The organism is Micromonospora sp. NPDC085948, from assembly GCF_040686315.1.
Classification (GTDB): Bacteria; Actinomycetota; Actinomycetes; order Mycobacteriales; family Micromonosporaceae; genus Micromonospora.
In genome coordinates this window covers 277,566-299,651 of the sequence record NZ_JBFBJW010000004.1, presented here as the reverse complement: position 1 = coordinate 299,651, position 22,086 = coordinate 277,566, and the positions used below count along the sequence as shown (strand labels likewise).

18 protein-coding genes are annotated in these 22,086 nt (G+C 70.8%); 6 read left to right on the top strand and 12 right to left on the bottom strand.

All coding sequences use genetic code 11. The features are described from left to right. Positions 1–40: 40 nt before the first annotated feature. Positions 41–1,597, bottom strand: coding sequence for a S8 family serine peptidase (locus AB0O48_RS13815; protein WP_357243183.1), 1,557 nt, complete (start codon positions 1,595–1,597; stop codon positions 41–43). Between the two features lie 215 nt (positions 1,598–1,812). Here AB0O48_RS13815 and AB0O48_RS13810 point away from each other — a divergent pair, with 215 nt between their 5' ends. Beyond that, entirely contained in the window at positions 1,813–2,412 is a 600-nt protein-coding gene (locus AB0O48_RS13810) for a hypothetical protein (protein WP_357243180.1), read from the top strand. On the opposite strand, the gene AB0O48_RS13805 is transcribed toward AB0O48_RS13810, so the two are convergent. The 3 genes from AB0O48_RS13805 to AB0O48_RS13795 form a co-directional block, all read right to left on the bottom strand. Beyond that, positions 2,380–2,781, bottom strand: a complete 402-nt coding sequence (locus tag AB0O48_RS13805) for a hypothetical protein (RefSeq protein WP_357243177.1) — start codon at positions 2,779–2,781, stop codon at positions 2,380–2,382. The genes AB0O48_RS13810 and AB0O48_RS13805 overlap by 33 nt on opposite strands. Positions 2,782–2,988: 207 nt before the next feature. Further along, positions 2,989–3,210 (bottom strand): DUF397 domain-containing protein, encoded by a 222-nt coding sequence (locus AB0O48_RS13800; protein ID WP_357244072.1) that lies wholly within the window; start codon positions 3,208–3,210, stop codon positions 2,989–2,991. After that, positions 3,180–4,061, bottom strand: coding sequence for a helix-turn-helix transcriptional regulator (locus AB0O48_RS13795; RefSeq protein ID WP_357243174.1), 882 nt, complete (start codon positions 4,059–4,061; stop codon positions 3,180–3,182). The genes AB0O48_RS13800 and AB0O48_RS13795 overlap by 31 nt, the downstream gene beginning before the upstream one ends. Before the next feature lie 626 nt (positions 4,062–4,687). Here AB0O48_RS13795 and AB0O48_RS13790 point away from each other — a divergent pair. Both AB0O48_RS13790 and AB0O48_RS13785 read left to right on the top strand, forming a co-directional pair. After that, the gene (locus AB0O48_RS13790; protein WP_357243171.1) at positions 4,688–4,972 is read left to right on the top strand and encodes a hypothetical protein; all 285 of its coding nucleotides are present in this window, start codon (positions 4,688–4,690) and stop codon (positions 4,970–4,972) included. A gap of 104 nt (positions 4,973–5,076) precedes the next feature. Further along, the gene (locus AB0O48_RS13785; RefSeq protein WP_357243168.1) at positions 5,077–5,529 is read left to right on the top strand and encodes a hypothetical protein; all 453 of its coding nucleotides are present in this window, start codon (positions 5,077–5,079) and stop codon (positions 5,527–5,529) included. Between the two features lie 7 nt (positions 5,530–5,536). On the opposite strand, the gene AB0O48_RS13780 is transcribed toward AB0O48_RS13785, so the two are convergent. Together AB0O48_RS13780 and AB0O48_RS13775 are read right to left on the bottom strand one after the other, a co-directional pair. Next, positions 5,537–6,364 carry a PASTA domain-containing protein gene (locus AB0O48_RS13780; RefSeq protein ID WP_365065529.1) on the bottom strand — a complete coding sequence of 276 codons (828 nt, stop codon included), beginning with the start codon at positions 6,362–6,364 and terminating at the stop codon, positions 5,537–5,539. 158 nt (positions 6,365–6,522) lie between these two features. Next, positions 6,523–7,209, bottom strand: coding sequence for a PASTA domain-containing protein (locus AB0O48_RS13775; RefSeq protein WP_365065527.1), 687 nt, complete (start codon positions 7,207–7,209; stop codon positions 6,523–6,525). Between the two features lie 126 nt (positions 7,210–7,335). On the opposite strand from AB0O48_RS13775, the gene AB0O48_RS13770 reads away from it, so the two are divergent. After that, a complete protein-coding gene (locus AB0O48_RS13770; protein ID WP_365065524.1) occupies positions 7,336–8,763 on the top strand; it encodes a hypothetical protein in 1,428 nt (475 codons plus the stop codon). 90 nt (positions 8,764–8,853) lie between these two features. Here the strand turns inward: AB0O48_RS13770 and AB0O48_RS13765 are convergent, their stop codons facing one another. Together AB0O48_RS13765 and AB0O48_RS13760 are read right to left on the bottom strand one after the other, a co-directional pair. Continuing rightward, the gene (locus tag AB0O48_RS13765) at positions 8,854–10,332 is read right to left on the bottom strand and encodes a glutamate--cysteine ligase (protein WP_357243155.1); all 1,479 of its coding nucleotides are present in this window, start codon (positions 10,330–10,332) and stop codon (positions 8,854–8,856) included. Between the two features lie 297 nt (positions 10,333–10,629). After that, on the bottom strand, positions 10,630–11,211 hold the full coding sequence (locus tag AB0O48_RS13760; protein ID WP_357377339.1) for a YceI family protein: 582 nt from the start codon (positions 11,209–11,211) through the stop codon (positions 10,630–10,632). Between the two features lie 99 nt (positions 11,212–11,310). Between AB0O48_RS13760 and AB0O48_RS13755 the strand changes: the two genes are divergently transcribed. Further along, the gene (locus AB0O48_RS13755) at positions 11,311–11,817 is read left to right on the top strand and encodes a MarR family transcriptional regulator (protein WP_357243149.1); all 507 of its coding nucleotides are present in this window, start codon (positions 11,311–11,313) and stop codon (positions 11,815–11,817) included. A 208-nt stretch (positions 11,818–12,025) separates the two neighbouring features. Here the strand turns inward: AB0O48_RS13755 and AB0O48_RS13750 are convergent, their stop codons facing one another. The 4 genes from AB0O48_RS13750 to AB0O48_RS13735 all read right to left on the bottom strand — a co-directional run bounded on the left by AB0O48_RS13750 (position 12,026) and on the right by AB0O48_RS13735 (position 18,548). Further along, complete coding sequence (locus AB0O48_RS13750) at positions 12,026–14,668, bottom strand: helix-turn-helix domain-containing protein (RefSeq protein ID WP_365065520.1); 2,643 nt, start codon at positions 14,666–14,668, stop codon at positions 12,026–12,028. Between the two features lie 132 nt (positions 14,669–14,800). Continuing rightward, positions 14,801–15,949 carry an acyl-CoA dehydrogenase family protein gene (locus tag AB0O48_RS13745; RefSeq protein ID WP_357243143.1) on the bottom strand — a complete coding sequence of 383 codons (1,149 nt, stop codon included), beginning with the start codon at positions 15,947–15,949 and terminating at the stop codon, positions 14,801–14,803. 78 nt (positions 15,950–16,027) lie between these two features. Further along, entirely contained in the window at positions 16,028–17,560 is a 1,533-nt protein-coding gene (locus tag AB0O48_RS13740) for an acyl-CoA carboxylase subunit beta (protein ID WP_357571629.1), read from the bottom strand. 169 nt (positions 17,561–17,729) lie between these two features. Beyond that, positions 17,730–18,548 (bottom strand): basic amino acid ABC transporter substrate-binding protein, encoded by an 819-nt coding sequence (locus AB0O48_RS13735; protein ID WP_357571628.1) that lies wholly within the window; start codon positions 18,546–18,548, stop codon positions 17,730–17,732. A 462-nt stretch (positions 18,549–19,010) separates the two neighbouring features. Between AB0O48_RS13735 and AB0O48_RS13730 the strand changes: the two genes are divergently transcribed. Next, positions 19,011–22,070 (top strand): amino acid adenylation domain-containing protein, encoded by a 3,060-nt coding sequence (locus AB0O48_RS13730; RefSeq protein ID WP_365065515.1) that lies wholly within the window; start codon positions 19,011–19,013, stop codon positions 22,068–22,070. Positions 22,071–22,086: the final 16 nt, after the last annotated feature.

Genomic DNA, 22,086 nt, shown 5'->3' with positions numbered 1-22,086 from the left:
CACCCGGTCCACCGGATGGGGCCTCGGCCGTCAGAAACCGTCAGACGGTCAGGGTCCAGGTGTTGATGTAGCCGGTGTCGGCCGAGTAGGTGTCCCGCACCTGAAGCCGCCAGATGCCGTCGGCGGCCTCACCGGAGACGTTCACCGTGTATGTGGCGTTCACGTTGTCGGCGCTGTCCGAGGTGCTGCTGTTCTTCAGCCGGTACGCGCTGCCGTCCGGCGCGAGCAGGTCGATGACCAGGTCACCCCGGTAGGTGTGGACGATGTTCACCGCGACGGTGGAGGCCGACGAGGCGTTGCGTCCACAGCCGGAGATGGTGATGGAGCTGGTCACCGCCGAGCCGACGTCCGGGATCGACACGTCGGTGCCGTTGGTGCCGGTGCAGCCGGTGGGCGGCGGCGGGGTGGTGCCGGTACCCACGTAGAGCAGCAGGTTCGGTGAGCCCGAGCCGGGGTTGCTCACCACGTTGGGTGTCGCGTTGGCCACCAGTTGGTTGCGGACCTGCGCGGGCGTCCAGCCCGGGTTGGCGCTGGCCACCAGGGCCGCCGCTCCGACCACGTGCGGCGTGGCCATCGAGGTGCCGCTGATCGTGTTGGTCGCGGTGTTGCTGTTGTACCAGGCCGAGGTGATCGACGAGCCGGGCGCGAAGATGTCCAGGCAGGTGCCGACGTTGGAGAACGACGAGCGGGCATCCGAGCTCGTCGTCGAGCCCACCGTGATGGCCTCGGTGGTACGTGCCGGCGAGGTGTTGCAGGCGTTCGCGCCGTTGTCGTTGCCGGCCGCCAGGCCGTACGTGACGCCCGAGGCGATCGAGTTGCGGACCGCGTTGTCGAGTGAGGTGTTCGCGCCGCCGCCGAGGCTCATGTTCGCCACCGCCGGCTTGATCGCGTTCGCGGTGACCCAGTCGACGCCGGCAATCACACCGGCGTTGGTGCCGCTGCCGGAGCAGTTGAGCACCCGTACGCCGACGAGTTGGACGGCCTTGGCCACCCCGTACGCGGACCCGCCGACGGTGCCGGCGACATGCGTGCCGTGCCCGTTGCAGTCGTCGGCCGACCCGCCGTCGACCGCGTCGTAGCCGGAGGTGGCCCGGCCGCCGAAGTCGTTGTGGGAGAACCGGATGCCGGTGTCGATGATGTAGGCGTGCACGTTGCTCGCCGTGTTGGGGTAGGTGTAGGAGCTGTCCAGCGGCAGGTTGCGCTGGTCGATCCGGTCCAGGCCCCAGGAGGGCGGGTTGGCCTGCGTGCCGAAGATGGACACGGTGTGGTTCTGCTCGACGTACGCCACCGCCGGGTCGGCCGCGATCCGCGCCGCCGCGCTCGCGCTCACCGTGACCTCGAAGCCGCGCAGCGCCGCGCCGTAGGTGCGGGCCACCGTGCCGCCGTGGCGGCCGGAGAGCCGCTTCGCGGTGTCGCCGACGCGGTCGCGGGCCACGGCGCTGTCCTTGAGAACGACGATGTAGCTGTCCGGCACGGCGGTGGCTCCGCCGGCCGCCCTGACCACACCGGCAGGTTCGGCGGCCAGGGCCGGCGTGCCGACGGCCAGCACCGTCGCCGCGGCCACCCCGACCAGTACGGACCTTCGTGGAAGACCCATTTCCTACCTCCCTCTGACCGGCGGCGGAACGTGACCACCGGTCCCAACATCAATCGACGCTTGCCGATCTAGCTGAGAGTAGGTCAGTGAGCGGGCTGTTGGACATGCCGGAACGTCCATATCTCCGTGGGATGACCCCTACGGGCCAGTCGTCCGGGGCGAACTGGGGACCGGCCCGGATTCGCCCGACCGTGATTCGGGAAAGACTCTCGAACATGGAGAGTCACCTCACCATCCTGCTTCCGATCGCCGCCGTCTGGCTGGCCGCCGGAGTCCTCGCCGACGGGCTTCCCCGGCTGCGTAACACCCGCATGCTGCGCCGGCGTACCGGATGGTTGCTGGTGCTGTCCCTCATCGGCGTGGCGCTCACCGCGGCCGTGGTCGGTGGCGGCCTGCTCAGTGCCGGCACCGCGCCCGTCGACCGGGCCGCCGCCGGGCTCACCCTGGCCGCCGGTCCGGCGCTGGTGGCGACGGTCTGCTCCCTACGGCGGATCCGCCGGCTGCGGGCCGGGGCGGGCGCGTTCGCCAACGCCCCCGGCACGCCTGCGCCCCACGGGCTGCGCGCCGCCGCGGCCCACCCACTCGTCGGCCTGCCACTACAGGTGACCGCCCTGGCCACGGTGCCGGCGGTGATCGAGGCGGTCGGCACCGACCTGAGCGCCAACCCGGGGGTCACCGGGCCGGCGATCACCGTGGGCGCGCTCGCGGTGATCGCCATCGGAGTCCGGCACGCGCTGCGGCACAGCCGGTTCGCCGAGCGGGCACAGCCCGCCGTTCCGCGATCAGCGCGGACGACCGGCCCCCTGCACGTATAGCAACTCCAGGATCGCCCTGGTCGCCTCGAACCAGCGGTCCAGCCACTCCGCTGGCGGCAGGCTGCCCTTCGGCGGCAACTCCATCAGCAGGCCGCGAAGCAGCGGATGGTCGGCCAGCGACCCGCGGGGCTCCATCGGCCAGCCGGTGGGCGGAAACGACGGCTCGACAAGTGGGTTCGTGTCCAGCGAGGGCAGCGAGAGCGGCAGGTCCGCCGACTCGGAGGCCGACGTGTCCCGCCCACTCATCTCCTGGTCGGTCGACACCACCTCGGTCAGTACGCTGTCCCGACGCGCTCCGCGGTACTTGCCACCGAACCGCTCCGGTTTACCCGGACCGCTGGTGAGATTGTCTGACCCGATCGTCGTCATCCGTCTCGCCTACCTCGCTCGGTTGCCGGTCGGTGCGACGGGTCGTCGACCTGCGCCGTACCGACCAGTTCAACGAGACGGGCGGCCTGTGGCGACGGGAATCCCGGCGGAACCTCGCCGACCGCCCCACCCGCCCGGCCCGCCCCGGACACGGCAAGGCCCTCGTCCGGATCCGAATCCGGACGAGGGCCTCAGTTGACCACTCGGTCAGACCTCGCCGAACGCACCGCCTCGGGTGCCGCCGACGAAGGCGTGCCAGTCACTCGGTGCGAAAACCAGGGCCGGGCCTGTCTTGTCCTTCGAGTCCCGCACTCCGACCGCCCCCGTCACGTACGCCACCTCCACGCAGTTGTCACAGTTCGGCCCGCTTTTTGAGCTCTTGAACCATGCTGCCTGCGTCAGGTCCACGGGGAACCTTTTGGTCGCCATTTCCACAACGGCTCCTCTGCCAGTTTTGCGATGTGTGCGACGGACTCCTCTGGACGTATGGCCGCAGCGCGGATGTGATCGAAGATGAAGCTGTACTTCTGCAGTTCGTCGCTCTTCTCGAGGAAAAGCCCACCCGTGGCGTTCTCCGCGTACACAACATCAGGATCACCGGGCTCAGGGAAGCTGAGGATCGTGAAGGTGCCGTCCATGCCGGCGTGCGCGCCCACCTCGAAGGGCAGGATCTGCAACGTCACGTTCGGCAACTCGGCCACCTCGACCAACCGCTTGAGTTGGCCACGCATCACCTCGTCCCCGCCTACCGGCCGACGTACCACCGCCTCATCGAGTACCACCCACAGATCGACCGGATCGTCCTGGGTCAATAACGACTGACGGCCCAGACGGACACGCACCCTCTGGTGCACCTGATCGGCGGTGAAGTCTGGCCGAGCCGCGCGGATCATCGCTCCGGCGTACTCCTCGGTCTCCAGAAGACCCGGTACGACCTGCTGTTCGTACGCCCGGATCGAACTCGCGGCCGCCTCCAGCCCGACGTACGCGCCGACGAGCACCGTGCTGTACGGATGCCACCAACCTTTTTGTCGGGCCTCCCTGGCGATCTGCACCAGCTCGTCGCTCTCGGCACCGACCACCCCGTAGATCCGCAGCATGTCCCGGACGTCGCGAGGGGTGGCGGTGGTGTGCCCGGTCTCGATCCGGGAGACCTTCGACGCCGAGCACTCCAACTGCTCGGCGACCATCTCGATGGTGATCCCGGCGGACTCCCGCTGCCGCCGCAGCTCGGCACCGAGCCGCCGCCTTCTGATGGTGGGACTGCGCCGCTCACTCATCGCGCAACCCGTGAGTCGCTGATCCCCGCGGCTGGCTGCTCGGCCCCACTCGGGCTACCTCCGGTCGACGCGCCACTGGCTGACACCCGCCGGGGGCGCGACCGTCGTCCGGCGAACGTTCGCGACGAAGGGGGTGGTGCCGGTCCTCGGCCGGCCGCGACGGGCGAAACCGGCTCCCAGTGTGCCGCCCGTACGCGGAAGGCTTCAATAGGCCTTTCGCGGGACTCGCTCACGTATCGGCAAAAGTCGACGTGCAACTTGCATGCAGCACGTCCCTCATGCACTCTGTCCGTATGGCACGGGTTACTCAGCGTCTCGATCCGCTCCCTCGCAGTGGTGAACCCACCGAGGCGGGGAAGCCCGACGCGGCGCGGACCCGGCCGGCACAACCGAGACGTGCTCCGGGGTAATGACCCCGCCGCTGCAAGCCGGCAAGCTGCGGCGGCGGGCGCGGTTCCCGGAAGCATCCGGGTGATGGTCGGGTGGCGGCACGCCACCAGCGAGGTACGGCCCGGCCACCACCATCCGCACCACCGGTTCACGAGGCACGACCCCGTCACCGGCCGAGACGTCCCCCGATCAGGCACCGCCGGCACAGTTGCCGGCCATCCTCCCCAGGAGCCCATGTGCTTCCCCGCACCGGTGACGTACTGCTCGTGACTCGCGCGGCGAGTGTCCAGTTCCTCAAGCCCATCAAGTTCCGGGTGATCCGGGTGCTGGACTGGCCCACCTACGACGGTTGGCTCTGGCTCGACGGCTATGAGCTGAACGCCGCGGGCGACGCGGTCAACCGACGATCGATCTTCGTCCAGCGCGACGGGCTGGAGCAACTACAGGCCGCCCCCGAGCCCCGCCCGCACACCGTACGGGCCCGGCGACCGGTCACCCGTACCCCGCTCCGGGTCGGCTGACCGACCCGATCCGCCGCCGGTGGGCGTGCCGTCGCCATAGAATCGGTACGCCCACCCCGGCACCGTTCCACCCGCGCGTCCAGGACCCTGACCCTGGGATGGTCATGGTCAATCAGCCCGCCCTGCGGCACCACCGCTCCCGTATCGCCTATGCATGTGGACTGCTCGTCCTCCTCGGGGCGATGGTCACAGCCCTGGTTCTCGTCCGCGACCCGGCGATGTCGTCCACCCGGCTGACCGCACCGGTGCCCGCACCGGAGATCACCGTGGTCGACGACCACCCACCGACGGAGGACTCTCCACCGGCAGCCGGGAACTCCGACCGGACCGGCGCGGATGCCCCGGGCAGCCAGGCCGGCGTCACCACTCCAACCGGGTCGGCGGCCGGCCGTGGCGCCGGCAGCCAGTCCGACGACCGTCCGCAGGTCACCGAAGCGGCTCCGGCCGGACGCACCGCGGCGGACACCCGCCGCTCCCTGTTCTGGTCCGGCATCTTCGGCCTCGCCATCGCACTGGCCGGCCTCGGCCTGGTCGGCACCCGCCGGCGAATGTGGTGACCACCGGTCAGGGCGTACTGGTCACCGTCGGGCTCGGCGCGGTCGGACTCGGCAGGGTCGGACTCACCCCGGTCGAGGGCCGGGCCTGAGAGATGATCAACAGCACCTCGTCGTCGGTCGACACCGGCGTGCCCGTTCCCGGCTCGGTGCCCACCACAGTTCCGGGCGGCAACTCCGAGGACCGGTACACCACCTGGTAGGCAAGGCCGAGCCGGCCCAGTAACCCCTCGGCGGTCGCCTGCGGCAGGCCGACGAGCGGCGGCACGGGCACCTGGACCGGCGCGCTGGTGGCCGGCGCGCTGCTCGGTGCCTCGCTCGTCGGCGCGGCCGAGGTGGGCGATGCGCTGGTCGGTGCGGCACTTGTGGCACTGGCCGACGGGGTGGGGTCGGGATCGTCCCGGTCGTCATCCTGCTTGGCGAGCACCAACCAGAGCGCCCCGCCGAGCAGGCCGGCGAGCAGCAGCGCGAGCACACCCCACAGGATCGGCAGCCACCAGCGCCGACCGCCCTGCTCCTCGACGTACCAATCCCCGGATGCCTCATCCGGCCGGGGCGGCCGGACCTCGGCCCGCCCGGCCCACGAAGGCGTACCCGGGCTGGGCGGCGTACCCGGGCTGGGCGGCGCGGTGGCGGCGGCACGGTCGATCGGCATGGTCTGGTCGGGCGACCCGGTGGGACGAGCCGGGACCGTCCGGTCGATCGGCGCCGTCTCGTCCGGCTCGCCGGTGGGTCGGGTCGGTTGCGGTGGCTCCGCCCGGTCGGCGGACGGTGGCAGTGGGCGGGTCCGGTCGTCCTCGTGCTCGCCGGCGGGAGGCTCCTGGCGGTCGTCGCTCATCGCACGTCCTTTCCGCGAACCGGACGGGCGGCATGGCCCTCGACCGTCAACCTAGTCGCCCAACCTGCCATCGGTGGGGATCAGCGTGCCGTGCCGCGCCGTTCGCGGGTACGTCGCTCCGCCTCGGCTGCGTCGACGATCGGCGCACCGGCCTCAGCTCAGGGAGTGGGTTTCGTCGAGGGTTGTTCGGGGGCGCCCGCCCCGCACCAGATGCTGACCTCGTCGTTCCACCGGGCCGAGCCGTCCTCGACCGGCTCCTGCCGGGCGACCTTTCCGTTGCGACCGCTGATGTAACGCGGGTATAGGCCCTCGTCGATCAGCTCGTCGACGGCCTTGGCGCAGTCCTTGCCGACCACGTCCGGCACCTCGGCCGCTGGCGCTGGCCCCGTCACCTGAAGTTGCACGGTCGTGCCCCGGGCGACCTCGGTGCCCACGGCGGGTACGGCGCTCTCGACAGTGCTACCGGCTCCGCCGCCGAAGACCAGCCGCCAGCCCAGCCGATGCTCGCGCAGCATGTCCCGCGCCTGCACGAACTCGACGCCGATCACCGGTGGCACGGTCAGGCCGGTGCCCTTGGTCGGTGTGGCGGAGGTCCGGACGGCCGACGGCGTGGCCCGACCGGTGCTCGGTCGAGCCGAGGTGGCCCGGCTGCTCGGCGGGTTGGTCGTGGTCGCGGCGGCCAGCGGGTCCCCCGGGGATTTCTCGCCGTCGCCGGCCAGCAGCCAACCGCCGGTCGCGCCGATCGCGGCGAGCAGCACGACGGCCAACCCACCACCCAGCCACATACTGGCCCGGCTCGCACCGCCGCCCGCGGCATCCTGCGGGTTCGTGCTCGTGTCCGTCATACCGTCCACCGCCTCATCACCGGCGACGGTACCGCCCGCCGCCCAATCCGCCGCACCGACGGTCGGCCCACACCGGCGGGTCGTTGCGACTCGCCGCGCCGACGACGGGACGTTACGCTGCCCGGCATGGCCAGACAGGGCTGGGGAGTGTCGATCGCGACCGCGATCGGGGTCGCTGCCGGCGCGGGTGCCGCGCAACTGGGCTTCGGCTACGGGCTCGGCGTCATCACCTGGACGCCCAGCGATGCCGGCGCCAGCGACACGGCCTGGGCCGACGGCCTCGCCTGGGCCACCTGGCTCGCCGCCAGCTCGACGGTCCTCGGCGCGGTCTGCGCGCAGCGGCTCCACCAGCGCGGCGGCGCACCGGTGACGCCCACGCCGCCAGTGACGGCCACGCCACCGGCGACCGACCCGGCAGCGACCGAGGAGTCCGACCCGGCCACCGCCATGGATCCACCTGCCGCCGACCGGCCCGACCCGGAGCCGACGGACAGCCGATCACCGCAGGTGGCCGAGGTGCCGTCCGCCGACCGGGCGGGCCTGCTGCGACGGGTGGTCCTGGCGCTCGGTGCCGGGATCGGCGGGCTGGTCACCGTGCTGCTGATCGCCGTTCCCGCGCGGGTCGCCACCGGCGCCGACACCGGGGCACCGCAACGGACCGCCGCCGTGCAGGCGATGCTGGGCATCCTGATCGGCGTGCTCGTCGCCGGCTGGGCGCTTCGCTCCCGGGCCGCCGCGATCAACGTGACCGCGACGGCCGCCTGGCTCTGGCTGCTCGCGGTGGTCTCGGTGATCGACGGGGTACGCGTCGGACGAGGGCTGACCGGAGCCCAGCTCGGCACCTGGCAGCTTGATCCGGACCACCCGCGGTACTGGATCTCCGACCAGCTCTACTGGCCAGGTGCGCTGTTGGCACTCGTGCCGGCGCTGCTGATCGGCGTGCTGGCCGCTCGGCGGACGGCCCGATCGGCCGGGCACCGCGTCGGGGCCGCTGCCTCCGGGGCCGCTGGTCCGCTGCTCGTCGCGCTCGCCTACCTGACCACCCTGCCGCACTGGTCGACGCTGGGTCCCGCGCAGCTCTCCACCCAACTGATCGCCCCGTACGCGGTGATCGCCGGGATCGGCGGCTCCGTACTCGCCGCTGTCCTCGCCGATCGCGCCGAGCGGAGTCGGGCGGCCCACCGGAGCGCCTCAGTCGCGGCCCCGAAACCCGAGCCGCACCCGGCAGTTCAGGCCGACTCGACGCAGATCACCGTCGACGGGCCTCGGACCGATCCGGCTCCCAACGCCGAGCCCGAGCCGTCGACTTTCCGCTCGTCCATCACCACCGCGGGCCGACGCGGCAGGACCGACGCCGCGCACCGGACAACCACGACAGGCGCCGCACCTCGTGCGGATGCCACGCCAGGTACGGATGCCACGCCGCGGGTGCCCGCGCCCAGGGTGCCCGCGCCGCGCACCGAACCATCCATCTCCGCCCCCGCAGAGGATCCGACACCAAGCGCCCGCCGCAGCCGCGCAACTCGCCGCCCCACCCGCCCCACCTCCGACTAACCACCCCCGGCCCCCGGCCCCTCGGCGACCCCGAGCGGCGTGTCGCGGCAATAAACCCCATGATCAACGCGATCGGGGGGTGGGGTGGGGTCAGGGGACCGGCCAGGTGTGGACTGGTTCGTTGGCGCGCTGGAGTTCCGCGTAGCGCTGGACCATGTGGTGCAGCGCAGCCGCCCGGTCCATGCCGTGCCGCCGCTCCGCCGCCCACACCGCCTCGGTCTGCCAGACGGCACCGTTGCGGCCGGTGCGGCAGCGCTGCTCGATGATGCCGAGCAGCCGGTCCCGCTGCGCCGGGGAGACGCCGAAGCCGTCCAGGCCGGCCGCGGCGGTGGGCAGCAACTGCTCCAGCACCAGCTTGGTGACCGGTACGTCGCCGAGCCCGGGCCAGTGCAGCACGGCGTCGAGACCACGTCGGGCGGCGGCTTGGAAGTTCTCCTCGGCGGAGGAGAAGGTGAGTTGGCTCCAGATCGGGCGGTCCGCCTCGGCCAGACCCCGTGCGAGCCCGAAGTAGAAGGCCGCGTTGGCGAGCATGTCCACCACCGTCGGGCCGGCCGGCAACACCCGGTTCTCCACCCGCAGGTGCGGCCGGCCGTTCATGATGTCGTAGACCGGGCGGTTCCACCGGTAGACCGTGCCGTTGTGCAGCCTCAACTCCCCGAGTTTCGGGACGCCGCCGGCGTGCAACACCTCCACCGGGTCCTCGTCCTCGCAGATCGGCAGCAGCGGCGGGAAGTACCTGACGTTCTCCTCGAAGAGATCGAAGATCGAGGTGATCCACCGTTCGCCGAACCACACCCGGGGCCGTACGCCCTGGGCCTTCAGCTCGTCGGGACGCGTGTCGGTGGCCTGCTGGAACAGCGCGATCCGGGTTTCGGCCCACAGGTGGCGCCCGTACAGGTAGGGGCTGTTCGCTCCGATCGCCACCTGGACCCCGGCGATGGCCTGGGAGGCGTTCCAGTAGTCGGCGAAGCTGTCCGGTGCGACCTGGAGGTGGAACTGGAGGCTGGTGCAGGCAGCCTCGGGGGCGATCGAGTCGGTGTGCGTCCGTAACTGCTCGACGCCGCGGATGTCCAGCTCGATGTCCTCGCCACGGGCGCCGACGATCTGGTCGTTGAGCACCCGGTAGCGCTCGTTGGTGGAGAGATTGTCCTCGACCAGGTGCCCCTCGGTGAGGGTGGGCAGGATGCCGACCAGGACGATCTTCGCGTCGGACTTCGCCGCGCGTTCGTCGGCCCTGGAGAGGCTGCCGCGCAGGTCGTGCTCGTAGTCGGCGAAGCCGGTGCCCTCGATCAGTCGGGGTTCGGCGTTGAGTTCCAGGTTGAACTGCCCCAACTCGGTCTGGAACAGCGGGTCGGCGATGTCGGCGAGGATCTCCTCGTTGCGCATCGCCGGCTCGGCCGCCGAGTCGACCAGGTTGAGCTCGATCTCCAGGCCGGTCATCGGCCGGTCGGCGTCGAACCCGAAGTCGTCCAACATGAGGGCGAAGACGTCCAGGCAGCGTCGTACCTTCTGCCGGTAGCGGACGCGGTCATCCCGGGTGAAGGCGCCCTGTGCGACGTCCCTGCCCATGTGTCCTCCCGACAGCCGGCGCGGTCGGGATTCGTCCGTCCCGGAAAGCGCATTGTGAACCCTCCACGGTAAGAGCGCCCACCTGACCGGAGCCAGAGGCCGACGGCGGTGATCCGACATCGACCGGAGCGGGCGCGCTCGTGGCGCCATCTGTACCCCGTTCACCGAGCGAGCGGACGCGATGGCGGCGCGAGCCGCTCGTGACAAATACCACGACATCGGCGTCGGAGGTGGAGACGACACCGGGCCCACGCCGACGTGCGGCGTGGGCCCGGTGTACCGGCGATGCGGGGAAGATCAGGCCTGGCGGACAGCCTCGCCCTCGATCTCAATCTTGATCTTGCGGCTGACCAGCACGCCCCCGGTCTCCAGGGCGACGTTCCAGGTCAGGCCGAACTCCTCGCGGTCGATCTCGGTGCTCGCGGAGAAACCGAAGATGTCCTGACCGAACGGGCTGCGGCCGACACCCTCGAACTCCACCTCCAGCTCGACCGGCCGGGTGACGCCCTTGATGCTCAGCTCACCGGTGAGCACGAACTCGCTGCCACTACGGGACTTGACCCCGGTGCTGCGGAACTCGAGCGTCGGGAACTTCTCGGCGTCCAGGAACTCGGGGCTGCGCAGGTGTGCGTCCCGGTCGGTCTGGGTGGTGTCGATGCTGGCCGCCTGGATGGTCGCGACGACCGACGTCTGCAGCGGGTCCTCGGCGATGGTGATGGTGGCGGTCGCGTCCTTGAACTCACCGCGAACCTTGCTCACCATCATGTGCCGGGCCACGAAGCCCACCCGCTTGTGCGCCACGTCGAGGACGTAGGTGCCAGCCGCCGGGATGGTGAGGCCGTCCCATTCGCGGGTAACGGCATCGATGCTGCTGGTCATGCTGCTGTCCTCCAGGAGATTGTTTAGTAGCCCAACGACTGCTTGAGCAAATATAACCCCAACAATATTCCTCCTGTCAAGTACTGCTAGGATTAACGAGTGACCAACGTCTTCGACGATCCCCGGATCACCGCCGTCGGCCTGCTCTTCGAGGCACACGCCGGGCTGTCAGCCCGGTTCAACGCTCAACTGGAGGAGCACGGCCTGTCCTCGGTCGAGTTCGAGGTCATCACCCGACTGGCCCGCTCGCCGGGCAACCAACTACGCATGACCGACCTCGCCGCGCAGACCTCGTTGTCGACGAGCGGCGTGACCCGTGTGGTGGACCGGATGGAACGCGACGGGTTGCTCACCCGGCGGGCCTGCCCGAACGACAGGCGCAGCTCGTACGCGGTGGTCACCGCCGCCGGGATGCAACGCCTGAACGAGACGCTACCCGGGCATCTCCAGATGATCGAGCAGTGGTTCACCGGCCAACTCGACCCGGAGGCGCTGACCGCCCTGCTCGACGGGCTGCGCCGGGTACGCGACGCCGCACACCCGTGCGCCACCGCCGGCAGCGACGACGTCAGCCCCGAGCAGGAGTCCGCCGCCACCCAGCCCTGAGCACCGGCTGTCCGCACCGGCAGAAAGACCGGCAGAACTGAGCGAGCCAAGGCGAAGAATTTCGGCTAATCAGACTTTTCGCTCTGCTGGCGGTGGCAGGCTTCCTGCACCGGGGAATCACCGGGGGGTGACGGCGCGGGCGAACAGCGAGGGGTAGCACCAAGGGGGCTCTTCGTCCGCGCCACTCTCCCCGCCCGCGCACGGGCACCTACGGTGCTTCCGGCCCACTACGGGTCGCCGTCAGCGCGTAGAGCAGTCCCGACTCCTGCGGCAGCAGCCGAATGCCGCTCTCCTCGCAGACCCGTTCCAGCCGCTCCAGGACCGCCGGGTCCGCGGTGCTCGCAGCCAGTCCCACAAGCGCCTCCACCACGTCTCGGCGCTCCTGACCTTTGGCGTCGACGGCCGCGGCGAACCACTCGGCGGCCAACTCCCGGTCACCCCGGTGCAGCGCCAGATTCCCTTCGATCAACGCACCGAGACCCACCTCCGGCCCGCCCGCGGACAGCGCCGACTCCCCCGAGCGTTGCCTCGGTGCCACGGCCCGGCGAGCCGGCGCTCGCGGTGATTCGGCTGCCACCGCCTCAGCGGTCCCCGCGCGCAGCTCGGTGAGCACCTCTGTCGCTTCCGCGGCACGCCCGTCCTGAGCGAGCGCCAACCCGATCTTCCCGAGCACCCGGCGACGGCGTCTCGGATCACCCAGCTCGGACAACGCCGCGAGCGCCCGCCGGCCCTGGTCGACGGCGTCCGCGTACCAGCCCTCCAGGCGGGCGACCTCGGCTCGATTGGCCCAGGCCAGCACCCGGAGGCGCTGCTCGCCACTCTCGGCGGCGAGGCGGTCCACCGCCGCCAGCCTGCGACGGGCGGCGGCCAGGTCACCGGTCCGGATCTCGTGCCAGGCAAGACTGTTCTGGGCCACCGCCAGATCCCGGGTACGTCCGTTACGGGCGGCCAACCGCAGCGCCGTCTCGGCCTGCTCGCGAGCCTCGTCCTGCCCGCCGACGGAGCTCAGCAGGATGCCGAGGATGTTTCGCGCCTCCAGCTCCCCGGTGACGTCGCCGGCCTGTCGGAAGATGTCCAACGCCGTACGCGCCGTCGACAGTTCCTCGGCGCCCGCACCGTGCTCGGCCGCGAGCTGGGCAACCCCGAGCGCTGCCCAGCCACGCAGGATCGGATCGGCGTCGGCGGTCCGGGGGTCCGCCAGCAACCGCCGCAGCCACTGTCGCCCGGCGACGTCTCGCCCACGGAACCGCCACCAGCGGGTCAGGCACGCCGCCAGCCGCAGCGCGGTGAGCGGGTCGTCCGTGGTCGCGTGGGCCAGCGACGAGCTGATGTCACTGCTCATCTCGTCCAGCCGGTGCACCGCGTCGGGCAGCCGGGGGCCGACCAGGTCGCTCGCGATCCGCGCCACCAGGCGCGCGATCACCTCGGCGTGCCGACGTCGGATGCAGGTCAGCTCACCCGCGGCGGCCGCCTGCTCGATGGCGTAGTCGCGGACCGCGTCGAGCAGGCGGAACCGGAACGGCCCGGTGCCGCGCACGCCCAGCAACCCCAGCTCGACGAGCCGGTCCAACAGCGGAACCGGGTCGATCGCCACCGCGCCGTCCCGGTCGGCCCGGTCGCCGAGCATCTCCTCGGCCAACTCCACCGACCAGCGGTCGCCGAACACGGCGAGCTGCCGCAGCGCCGCCCGCTCGTCGGGGGCCAGCAATCGGTAGCTGGTCGCCACCGCGTCGCGCAGGGTGACCGACACCGCCGCCGCCGCGCCGGGGTGGACCACCGGATCGGCGGGAGTGGCGAGGTCGAGCACGTGGTCGCCGTACCGGTCCAGCAGCTCGGTGAGGTCGAGCAGTCGACCTCGGGCGGCCATCAGCTCGATGGCCAGCGGCAGCCCTCCCAGCCGGCGGACCAGCGCGACAAGGGCGGGCAGCTCATCGGGACTGGGCGGCTCCCGACGCACCTGAGCCAGTCGGGTGGTGAACAACGCGATCGCCGGCCACGATTCGAGCGGGGCCGCTCCAGCGCGTCCGTCGCCCGGCGGCGGCACATCGAGTGGTGCGACCGGCCAGACCCTCTCGCCGGGCAGTCCGACCGGATGCCGCCCGGTGACCAGCACCCGAAGTGACGGCACCGCACCGATCAGCCGGTGCAGCGTCGCGGCCACCGGGTCCGGCGCATGCTCCACCGCGTCCAGCACCAGCAGCGCCGGCTGTCCGGCGAGCCGGGTCAGGAGGTCCGGCAGCCGTGCCGCGCCCAGTACGGCCATCGCGGCGGCGAACACGTCCGGCCCGTCCGAGCCCTCAGCGACAAGCACTCCGGCCACACCGCCCGGGTGGTCGACAGCCACCAGATGTGCCACCGCCGTTGCCAGCGCGGTCTTGCCGACCCCGGCCAACCCGACCAGGCTCACCAGCCGAGGCCCGCGCTCCGCGGTCAGCATCTCGGCCAGCTCGGCGAGGTCGCGATCTCGGCCGACAAGCGCGATCGGCGGCGGGAGGGTGGCCGGCGGGTTGGTGGAGAGCGACTGGGAGGTCGTCCGGTCGCCGGTCCCGAGCGCCGTCGGGGTGGCGTCCGGCCCGGGTGACTCGGTGCCGGAGTGCCCGCGGGCGGCGGCCAGGAACGCCGCCCGGCTGGTGCCGGTCAGCGCCAACGCCGTGGCGAGCAACTCGACGGTGGTGCGTTGCGGCCGGACCGACCGGCCACGCTCCAGGTCACGCACCGTCCGCACGCCCACCCCGGCCCGGGACGCCAGCTCGGCCTGGGTCAGGCCGGCGGCGCGTCGATGCCCGCGGAGCAGCTCCGGCAGGGGGGTACGACCAGCCGGGCTCCGTGACCCTTCATGATCCGGAGTCATGGCCACGAAGAGTACGGATGAACTACGACCGTCGGCAGCCGAACGTCGGGCTGCCGACGCCCGTTCGCCGATAATCCGACAGCCCTACGGGCAGCCTTGCCGGGCCGATCGGTAGGCCTACGCGGCGGACCTTCAGAGACCCAGGTCCCGCGCGATGATCATGCGTTGCACCTCGCTGGTGCCCTCGCCGATTTCCAGGATCTTGGAGTCCCGCCAGAAACGGGCCACCGGGTACTCGTTCATGAAGCCGTACCCGCCGTGGATCTGGGTGGCCTCCCGGGCGTTGTCCACGGCGATCGTGCTGGCGTGCAGCTTGGCGATGGCGGCCTGCCGCTTGAACGGTTCACCGGCGAGCATCCGCGCGGCGGCGTCGTAGTACGCCAGGCGAGCGGTGTGCGCCTTCAGCTCCATGTCGGCAATCTTGAACTGGATGGCCTGGTTGGCGCCGATCGGCTGGCCGAAGGCGTGCCGCTCCTTCGCGTACTTGATCGACTCGTCGACGCAGCCCTGCGCGAGGCCGACGGCCAGCGCGGCGATGGCGATCCGGCCCTCGTCGAGGATCCGCAGGAACTGGGCGAAACCCCGGCCCCGCTCGCCGAGCAGGTTGGCCGCCGGCACCCGGCAGTCGTCGAACGTCAGCTCGTGGGTGTCCGAGGCCGTCCATCCCACCTTCGAGTAGCCCGGCGCCACGGTGAACCCGGGCGTGCCGGTCGGCACGATGATCGTCGACAGCTCCTTGGAGCCGTCCGGGTTCGTGCCGGTCACCGCGGTGACGGTCACCATGGCCGTGATGTCGGTACCCGAGTTGGTGATGAACGCCTTCGAGCCGTTGATCACCCACTCGTCGCCGTCCAGCACGGCCCGCGTCTGGGTTCCGGCGGCGTCCGAGCCGGTGCCCGGTTCGGTGAGCCCGAACCCGGCCAGCGCCTCGCCGCTGAGCAGCCGGGGCAGCCAGGTCGCCTTCTGCTCCGGGGTGCCGAAGCGGTAGATCGGCATCGCGCCCAGCGAGACCGCCGCCTCCAGCGTGATGGCCACGCTGGAGTCGACCCGGGCCAACTCCTCCAGGGCCAGGCAGAGCGCGAAGTAGTCGCCGCCCATGCCGCCGTGCTCCTCACCGAAGGGCAGGCCGAACAGGCCCATCTTGCCCATCTGCCGGATCACCTCGTACGGGAACGTGTGCTGCTCGTAGTGCTCGGCGATGACCGGGGCGACCACCTGGCGCGCGAAGTCCCGCACGCTCTCGCGCAGCGCCGCTTGTTCGTCGGTGAGCCGGAAGTCCATCTCATCCTCCTGTAAGGACGGTCCGTCCCGGCGCTCGTGACGCCGAAAGCGGGTCGCGGTGCGGGTCTGGGTGGGTGATCAGACCGGGGTGACGCCGTGCCGACGGCGGGAGAAGTGCCGATCCTTCGTACGCGCCGCCGCGAAGCGACGGACCAACTCGGTGCGCAGGTCGTGCGGTTCCACGATGGCGTCCACCACCAGCTCGCTGGCGAGCCGGACGACGTCGATGTCCTGCTCGTACTCGGCGCGCTTGGCCGCGACGAAGGCGGCCCGCTCGGCCTCGTCCTCGATCGCCGCGATCTTGTTGGCGTAGACCGCGTTCACGGCGGCCTCGGCGCCCATGACCGCGATCTTCGCGCTGGGGAGCGCGATGGTGGCGTCCGGCTCGAACCCGGGGCCCGCCATCGCGTAGAGGCCGGCACCGTACGCCTTGCGCACCACCACGCAGATCTTCGGCACCGTCGCCTCGGAGATCGCGGTGATCATCTTGGCGCCGTGCCGGATGATGCCCTGCTTCTCGACCACGCTGCCGACCATGAACCCGGGTACGTCGCTGAGGAACAGCAGCGGCACGTTGAACGCGTCGCAGAGCTGCACGAACCGGGTGGCCTTGTCGGCCGAGTCGACGAAGAGCACGCCGCCCTTGAACATCGAGTTGTTGCCGATGACCCCGACGACCTGACCGTCGAGCCGGCCGAACCCGATGGTCAACTCCTTGGCCCAGAGCGCCTGGATCTCGAAGAAGGAGCCCTCGTCGAGCAGGCCCTTGACGTACCGACGCATGTCGAACGCCTGCCGCTCGCTGGCCGGCACCAGCGCGGCCAGGTCGGCCTTGGCGGGGGCGGCGACGGCCGGCGCGGCCGGCGGCGCCTGCGTCCAGTTCGCCGGGAGGTACGACAGGTAGGTCTTCACGACGTCGAGCGCGTCCGCTTCGGTCTTGCAGAGGAAGTGCCCGACGCCGGACTCGGTGGTGTGCACCTTGGCCCCACCCATCGCCTCCAGGGTGGTCTTCTCCCCGGTGACCATCTCGACCATCCGGTCGGAGCCGAGGTACATGCTGGCGTTGCCGTCGACCAGGGCGACCACGTCACAGAACGCCGGAATGTACGCCCCTCCGGCGGCGCTCGGGCCGAACAGCGCGCAGACCTGCGGGATCGAGCCGGAGGCGCGGACCTGGTTCCAGAAGATCTTGCCGGCGCCACGCCGGCCGGGGAAGAGATCGACCTGGTCGGTGATCCGGGCACCGGCCGAGTCGACCAGGTAGACCATCGGCACGCCGGCGCCGTACGCCCGCTCGATGATCCGGATGATCTTCTCGACGGTGCGGGCGCCCCAGCTGCCGGCCTTGACGGTGGAGTCGTTGGCCATCAGGCAGACCTGTCGGCCGTCGATGGTGGCCGTGCCGGTGACCACGCCGTCGGCGGGCAGCCCCTCGGCGAGCGCGTTGGCGTAGAGGCCGTCCTCGACGAACGAGCCCTCGTCGACCAGGAGCGCGACCCGCTCCCGGGCGAAGAGTTTGCCCTTGGCCGCGTTGGCCGCGTGGTACTTGTCCGCACCACCGGACCGGGCCCGCTTGCGCAGCTGCTCCAGTGCCTCACCGTCGAGCGTCACGCCGACCCCCTACTGCCGCCACCCCCGGCCGGCGGCCCGTCCGGGCACACCTACCGACCTAAACGATCGTTAGGCTAACGTACCCGGACGGGTCGCGGCGACCCAACCGCCGGTTACGACAGGCCGGAGGTGGAGCGCCGACCAGGGGGCCGAGCGGCCGGGGATCGGGTCAGACGCGCGGCTTCTGACCGATCCACTTCTCGTAGAGCGCGTCGTACGTGCCGTCCTGCTTCGCCTTGGCCAGCTCCTCGTTGATCGTCTTGAGCAGTTCCGGGTTGCCGTCCTTCTTCACCGAGATCCCGTACTGCTCGCCGGTGTCGAACTCGGCCGCCACCTCGAAGCCGCCCGGGTTCTCCTTGATGTACTCGGCCCAGACCGGCAGGTCGTTGATGGCGGCCTCGATCTGCCCGGTGGCCAGAGCCTGCTGCTCGGCGGCGAGGTCCTCGAACTCCACGAGTTGGAGGCTCTTCTCCTTCTCGAACTTGCGGGCGTAGTCACGGCCCGTGGTCGCCGCCTGCACGCCAACCTTCCGACCCTTCAGGTCATCCAGCGACTTGTACGACTTGCCGGTCTTGACCAGCATCGCCTGCGTCGCATCGAAGTAGGGGGCGGAGAAGTCCATCACCTTCTGCCGCTCCTCGGTGATCGTCATGCCCGCGGCGGCGGCGTCACACTTGCCCGTGTTGAGATCCTGACCGGACTTGATCCCCTCGAACGGCGTGTCGACGATCGCCTGCTCGACGCCCAACTTCTTGGCGACGAGATCCATCACGTCGACGTCGAACCCCACCACCTTGCCGCTGGCGTCCTTGGACTGGAACGGCGGGTACGGCAGATGGGTGCAGATGGTCAGGGTGCCCGCCTTGATGAGCTTGACCCCGCTGGTCTGGACCTCACCCTGATCCTTTTTGGCACATCCGGCACTGAGGACAAGTGCACCGACAGTAACAACAAGACCGATGGTTCGGACCGGCTTATAGATATTCACAGTTATGCCCCTTTGTTTCCCCGAAGTAACGGCAGGACAGGGTGATGGCAGAGGGACCGTACCTGATTACCCGGATTGCCGACTAGATCCAAAGGCACTGACCAGTGGGTCCGCTCAGACGAGGCGGTGACACCCCGAAGTCGTCGATCCCGAGTCGTGAGAATCGTTGACGGCACTGGGATTTCCCTGCTAGCTGCCGGACGTCAGCGGGGTCGGCCCCCACCCCGGCTCGTGGACCCGCCGTCGCGGCCGACCAGAGATCATTCGACGCTGACCGATTTCGACGCTTCGCCCTGTTCGTCGGTGGCAAATTACCGCTGTCGATGCATGGACAATTTCAAAAGTTCGCAGTTACGATGCGATGCAGTCAACGGGGACTATCCACCCTGTCCACGGTGCCGCCGCAACGGCATATTGTGAACTGCTCGGGAGAGGTGCCTCCGTGGTGTCCTCAGAAACACCTTGACCGTCACCAGAACAGAGCGCCTGCGCCCCAGTCCTGCCCAGGTCGGCGCTCTCCTCAACGGGCCGGTCCGGCCACGTCCGATCCACCAGACAGTCGCCGACCTCATCGACGAGACGATCCGCCGGCATCCCGACGCCACCGCGATCGTCCATCCCACCGGCACGCTCACCTATCGGGACGTGGATCGGCTGGCCGACGCGGTCACCACCGATCTGCTCGCCGTCGGCGCCCGGCGGGGTGACTTCGTCGCGCTCCTGCTCGACGACCGGGTCGGGCTCCTCGTCGCCATGCTCGGCACCATGCGGTCGGGTGCCGCGTTCGTGCCGTTCGACCGCGCCTGGCCGGCGCTGCGCCAGGTCCGGATGCTCGACGGCCTCAGCCCGGTCGCCACCGTCGGGTCGCCGCCGGACGGCGCACCCGCCCTGCCGGTGATCGACGTGCGGACGGAGCCGACCACACACCGGAGCCCCGCGCCCGCCACCGACCGTCCCCGGCCGGAAGACCCCATCTACGCCTTCTTCACAAGTGGTTCCACCGGTCTGCCCAAGTGCGCGGTCAACCTGCACCACGGGCTGGTCAACCGCTTCCTGTCCATGACCGAGCGGTTCGCCGCCGACGGCGCGGTGGTGCTCCAGAACTCCGCGCACACCTTCGACTCGTCGATCTGGCAGCTGCTCTGGCCGCTGACCCGCGGCGGCACCGTGGTCATCCCGGACCGCACCGGCATCCTCGACTTCGACGCGACGCTGGCCCAGATCCACCGGCACGGCGTCACCATGACGGACTTCGTCCCCAGCATCTTCGACCTGCTCGTCGAACGCCTCGAGCACCGGCCACAGGACCGGCACCTGCTGGCGTCCATGCGCCAGGTCTTCATCGGTGGCGAAGCCGCGAAACCGCACACGGTCCAGGCCTTCCGACGGATGTTCGCCGACATCCGGGTGACCAACACCTACGGTCCGACCGAGGCGTCGATCGGCTCGGTCTTCCACGCCGTGCACGACGACGACCACCAGGTCATTCCCCTCGGCCTACCCCTGCCCAACACCTCGGTGCTGCTCCTCGCCGAGGACGGTCAGCCGACACCCCGGGGCGAGATCGGCGAGATTCACCTCGCCGGCGTCTGCCTGGGCGCGGGCTACCACGGCGACGCGGAGCGCACCCGGCAGGTGTTCGTCCCGAACCCGTACGACGAGGTCGAAGGCGACCTGCTCTACCGCACCGGGGACTTCGGCTGGGTGCGCGAGGACGGCCTGCTGATGTTCAGCGGCCGCCGGGACGCCCAGGTCCAGATCGCCGGGATACGTGTCGACCTGGGCGAGATCGAGCACGCGCTCACCACGCTGCCCGACGTGCACCAGGTGAAGGTGATCGTCGACGAGGCCGGCGCGGCGGCCACGATGGTCTGCTTCTACTCGGCCGAGCGGGCCGTGACCGAGGAGGCGCTGCGTGAGCACGCCCGGACCGCGCTGCCCGCCGCGTTGGTGCCCGGCAGATTCGTCCGCCTCGCCACCCTGCCGCTGCTCTCCAACGGCAAGGTCGACCAGGAGCGACTGCGCCGCCGACTGGCCGGTGCCGCACCGAGGGCCACCGACACCGACGCCGCCTACCCGGCGGACAGCGTCGAGGCGCGGATCGCCGAGATCTGGACGCGGGTGCTGGGCTTCAACGCCAACGACGACGACTTCTACTGCCTCGGTGGAACGTCACTCGGCGCCGCCCGGCTCGCGGTGGAGTTCGAACGCGCCTTCGCGATCCGGTTGGACGTACGCGACCTGATCCGTTCGACCACCATCGCGGCACAGGCCGAACTGGTCCGCCGGGGCAGCCCGCTGCCCCCGCCCGTTGTCACGCCACACGAACTGGCCGACGACCTGCGCCTCGGTGAGCTGGGCCGGGTGCGGGTCCGGCGGCCCGACGACCCGGGGGCGATCCTGCTGGTCGGCGCGACCGGCTTCATCGGTTCACACGTGCTGGCCGCCCTCACCGCGCAGGGTGGTCGACCGGTCGTCTGCCTGGTCCGCGCCACCGACGACGAGGCGGCCCGGCACCGGGTCGGGTCCGCGCTGTCGGCCGGCGGCTACGGGCCGGCGGAGCTGACCGGGTGGTCGGCCCTCGCCGGTGACCTCGACAAACCCCACCTCGGGTTGGTGGCCGCCGACTGGCGGCGGCTCTGTCGACAGGTCGGCACCATCGTCGACGCCGGCGGTCGGGTCGACACCCTCCGCGACTACGTCGACCTACGGGCCACCAACGTGCACGGCCTGCGTACCCTCATTCACCTCGCGGGCACCCACGTCCGCAAGCGGATCATCTCGCTGTCGACGACCACCGTGCGGCACGCCCCCGGCACACCGCTCACCGAGTCGTTCCTGCCGCCCTGGTCGACGTTGCCACCCGACGGTTACAGCCAGTCCAAGTGGGTCGGTGAGCAACTGCTGCGGGCGGCCAGCGAGCAGGGTGTCCCCGCCGCCGTCGTCCGGCTCGGGGAGGTCGCCGCCCACTCCCGGACCGGGCACGCCAACCCCCGGTCCTCGGTCACCATGATCCTGCGGCTCTGCCTACGGCTCGGCGTACGGCCGCCGACCCGCCTGCACGTGGACTGGACCCCGGTCGACCTGGTCGCCCAGGTGGTCGCCGCGCTGACCGACCCGCACCACCCGGTGCTGCCGGGCACCGTGCTGAACGTGGTGGCGCCGACGTCGGTGCCGGTGACCGAGCTGCTGTCCCTGCTCCGCGCCGAGGCGGGCGCGCTGCCGGAGGTCCCGTACGACCGGTTCCTCGACCGGGCCGCCGACCTGGTCGGCGATGACGAGACAGCCCGCTGTCTCGCTGTTCTTCGGCCCCGCAGCGCCGCGGCGACCGACGCACTGACCGGGGTGTGCCACGACGCCCTGGTCGGCACCGACACGGTCCGCGCCGCCCGGCTGGCTCGGGATCTCGGCCTCAACTGGGGCACGAGTCGGGACGTGGGGGTCGACACGATGGTCGACCGTCTCGCGAGGACCTTCCTGTCAGTGAACCGTCCGCACCTGTCCACCGCGACAGTCCAGTGAACCGCGACCTAACGGC

Coding starts and splice junctions, on each gene's coding strand:
- AB0O48_RS13775 (WP_365065527.1), bottom strand. CDS start 7,209: ATGACGGACACGAGCACGAACCCGCAGGATGCCGCGGGCGGCGGTGCG.
- AB0O48_RS13815 (WP_357243183.1), bottom strand. CDS start 1,597: ATGGGTCTTCCACGAAGGTCCGTACTGGTCGGGGTGGCCGCGGCGACG.
- AB0O48_RS13745 (WP_357243143.1), bottom strand. CDS start 15,949: ATGGACTTCCGGCTCACCGACGAACAAGCGGCGCTGCGCGAGAGCGTG.
- AB0O48_RS13805 (WP_357243177.1), bottom strand. CDS start 2,781: ATGACGACGATCGGGTCAGACAATCTCACCAGCGGTCCGGGTAAACCG.
- AB0O48_RS13810 (WP_357243180.1), top strand. CDS start 1,813: ATGGAGAGTCACCTCACCATCCTGCTTCCGATCGCCGCCGTCTGGCTG.
- AB0O48_RS13750 (WP_365065520.1), bottom strand. CDS start 14,668: ATGACTCCGGATCATGAAGGGTCACGGAGCCCGGCTGGTCGTACCCCC.
- AB0O48_RS13760 (WP_357377339.1), bottom strand. CDS start 11,211: ATGACCAGCAGCATCGATGCCGTTACCCGCGAATGGGACGGCCTCACC.
- AB0O48_RS13795 (WP_357243174.1), bottom strand. CDS start 4,061: ATGAGTGAGCGGCGCAGTCCCACCATCAGAAGGCGGCGGCTCGGTGCC.
- AB0O48_RS13785 (WP_357243168.1), top strand. CDS start 5,077: ATGGTCAATCAGCCCGCCCTGCGGCACCACCGCTCCCGTATCGCCTAT.
- AB0O48_RS13800 (WP_357244072.1), bottom strand. CDS start 3,210: ATGGCGACCAAAAGGTTCCCCGTGGACCTGACGCAGGCAGCATGGTTC.
- AB0O48_RS13765 (WP_357243155.1), bottom strand. CDS start 10,332: ATGGGCAGGGACGTCGCACAGGGCGCCTTCACCCGGGATGACCGCGTC.
- AB0O48_RS13780 (WP_365065529.1), bottom strand. CDS start 6,364: ATGAGCGACGACCGCCAGGAGCCTCCCGCCGGCGAGCACGAGGACGAC.
- AB0O48_RS13770 (WP_365065524.1), top strand. CDS start 7,336: ATGGCCAGACAGGGCTGGGGAGTGTCGATCGCGACCGCGATCGGGGTC.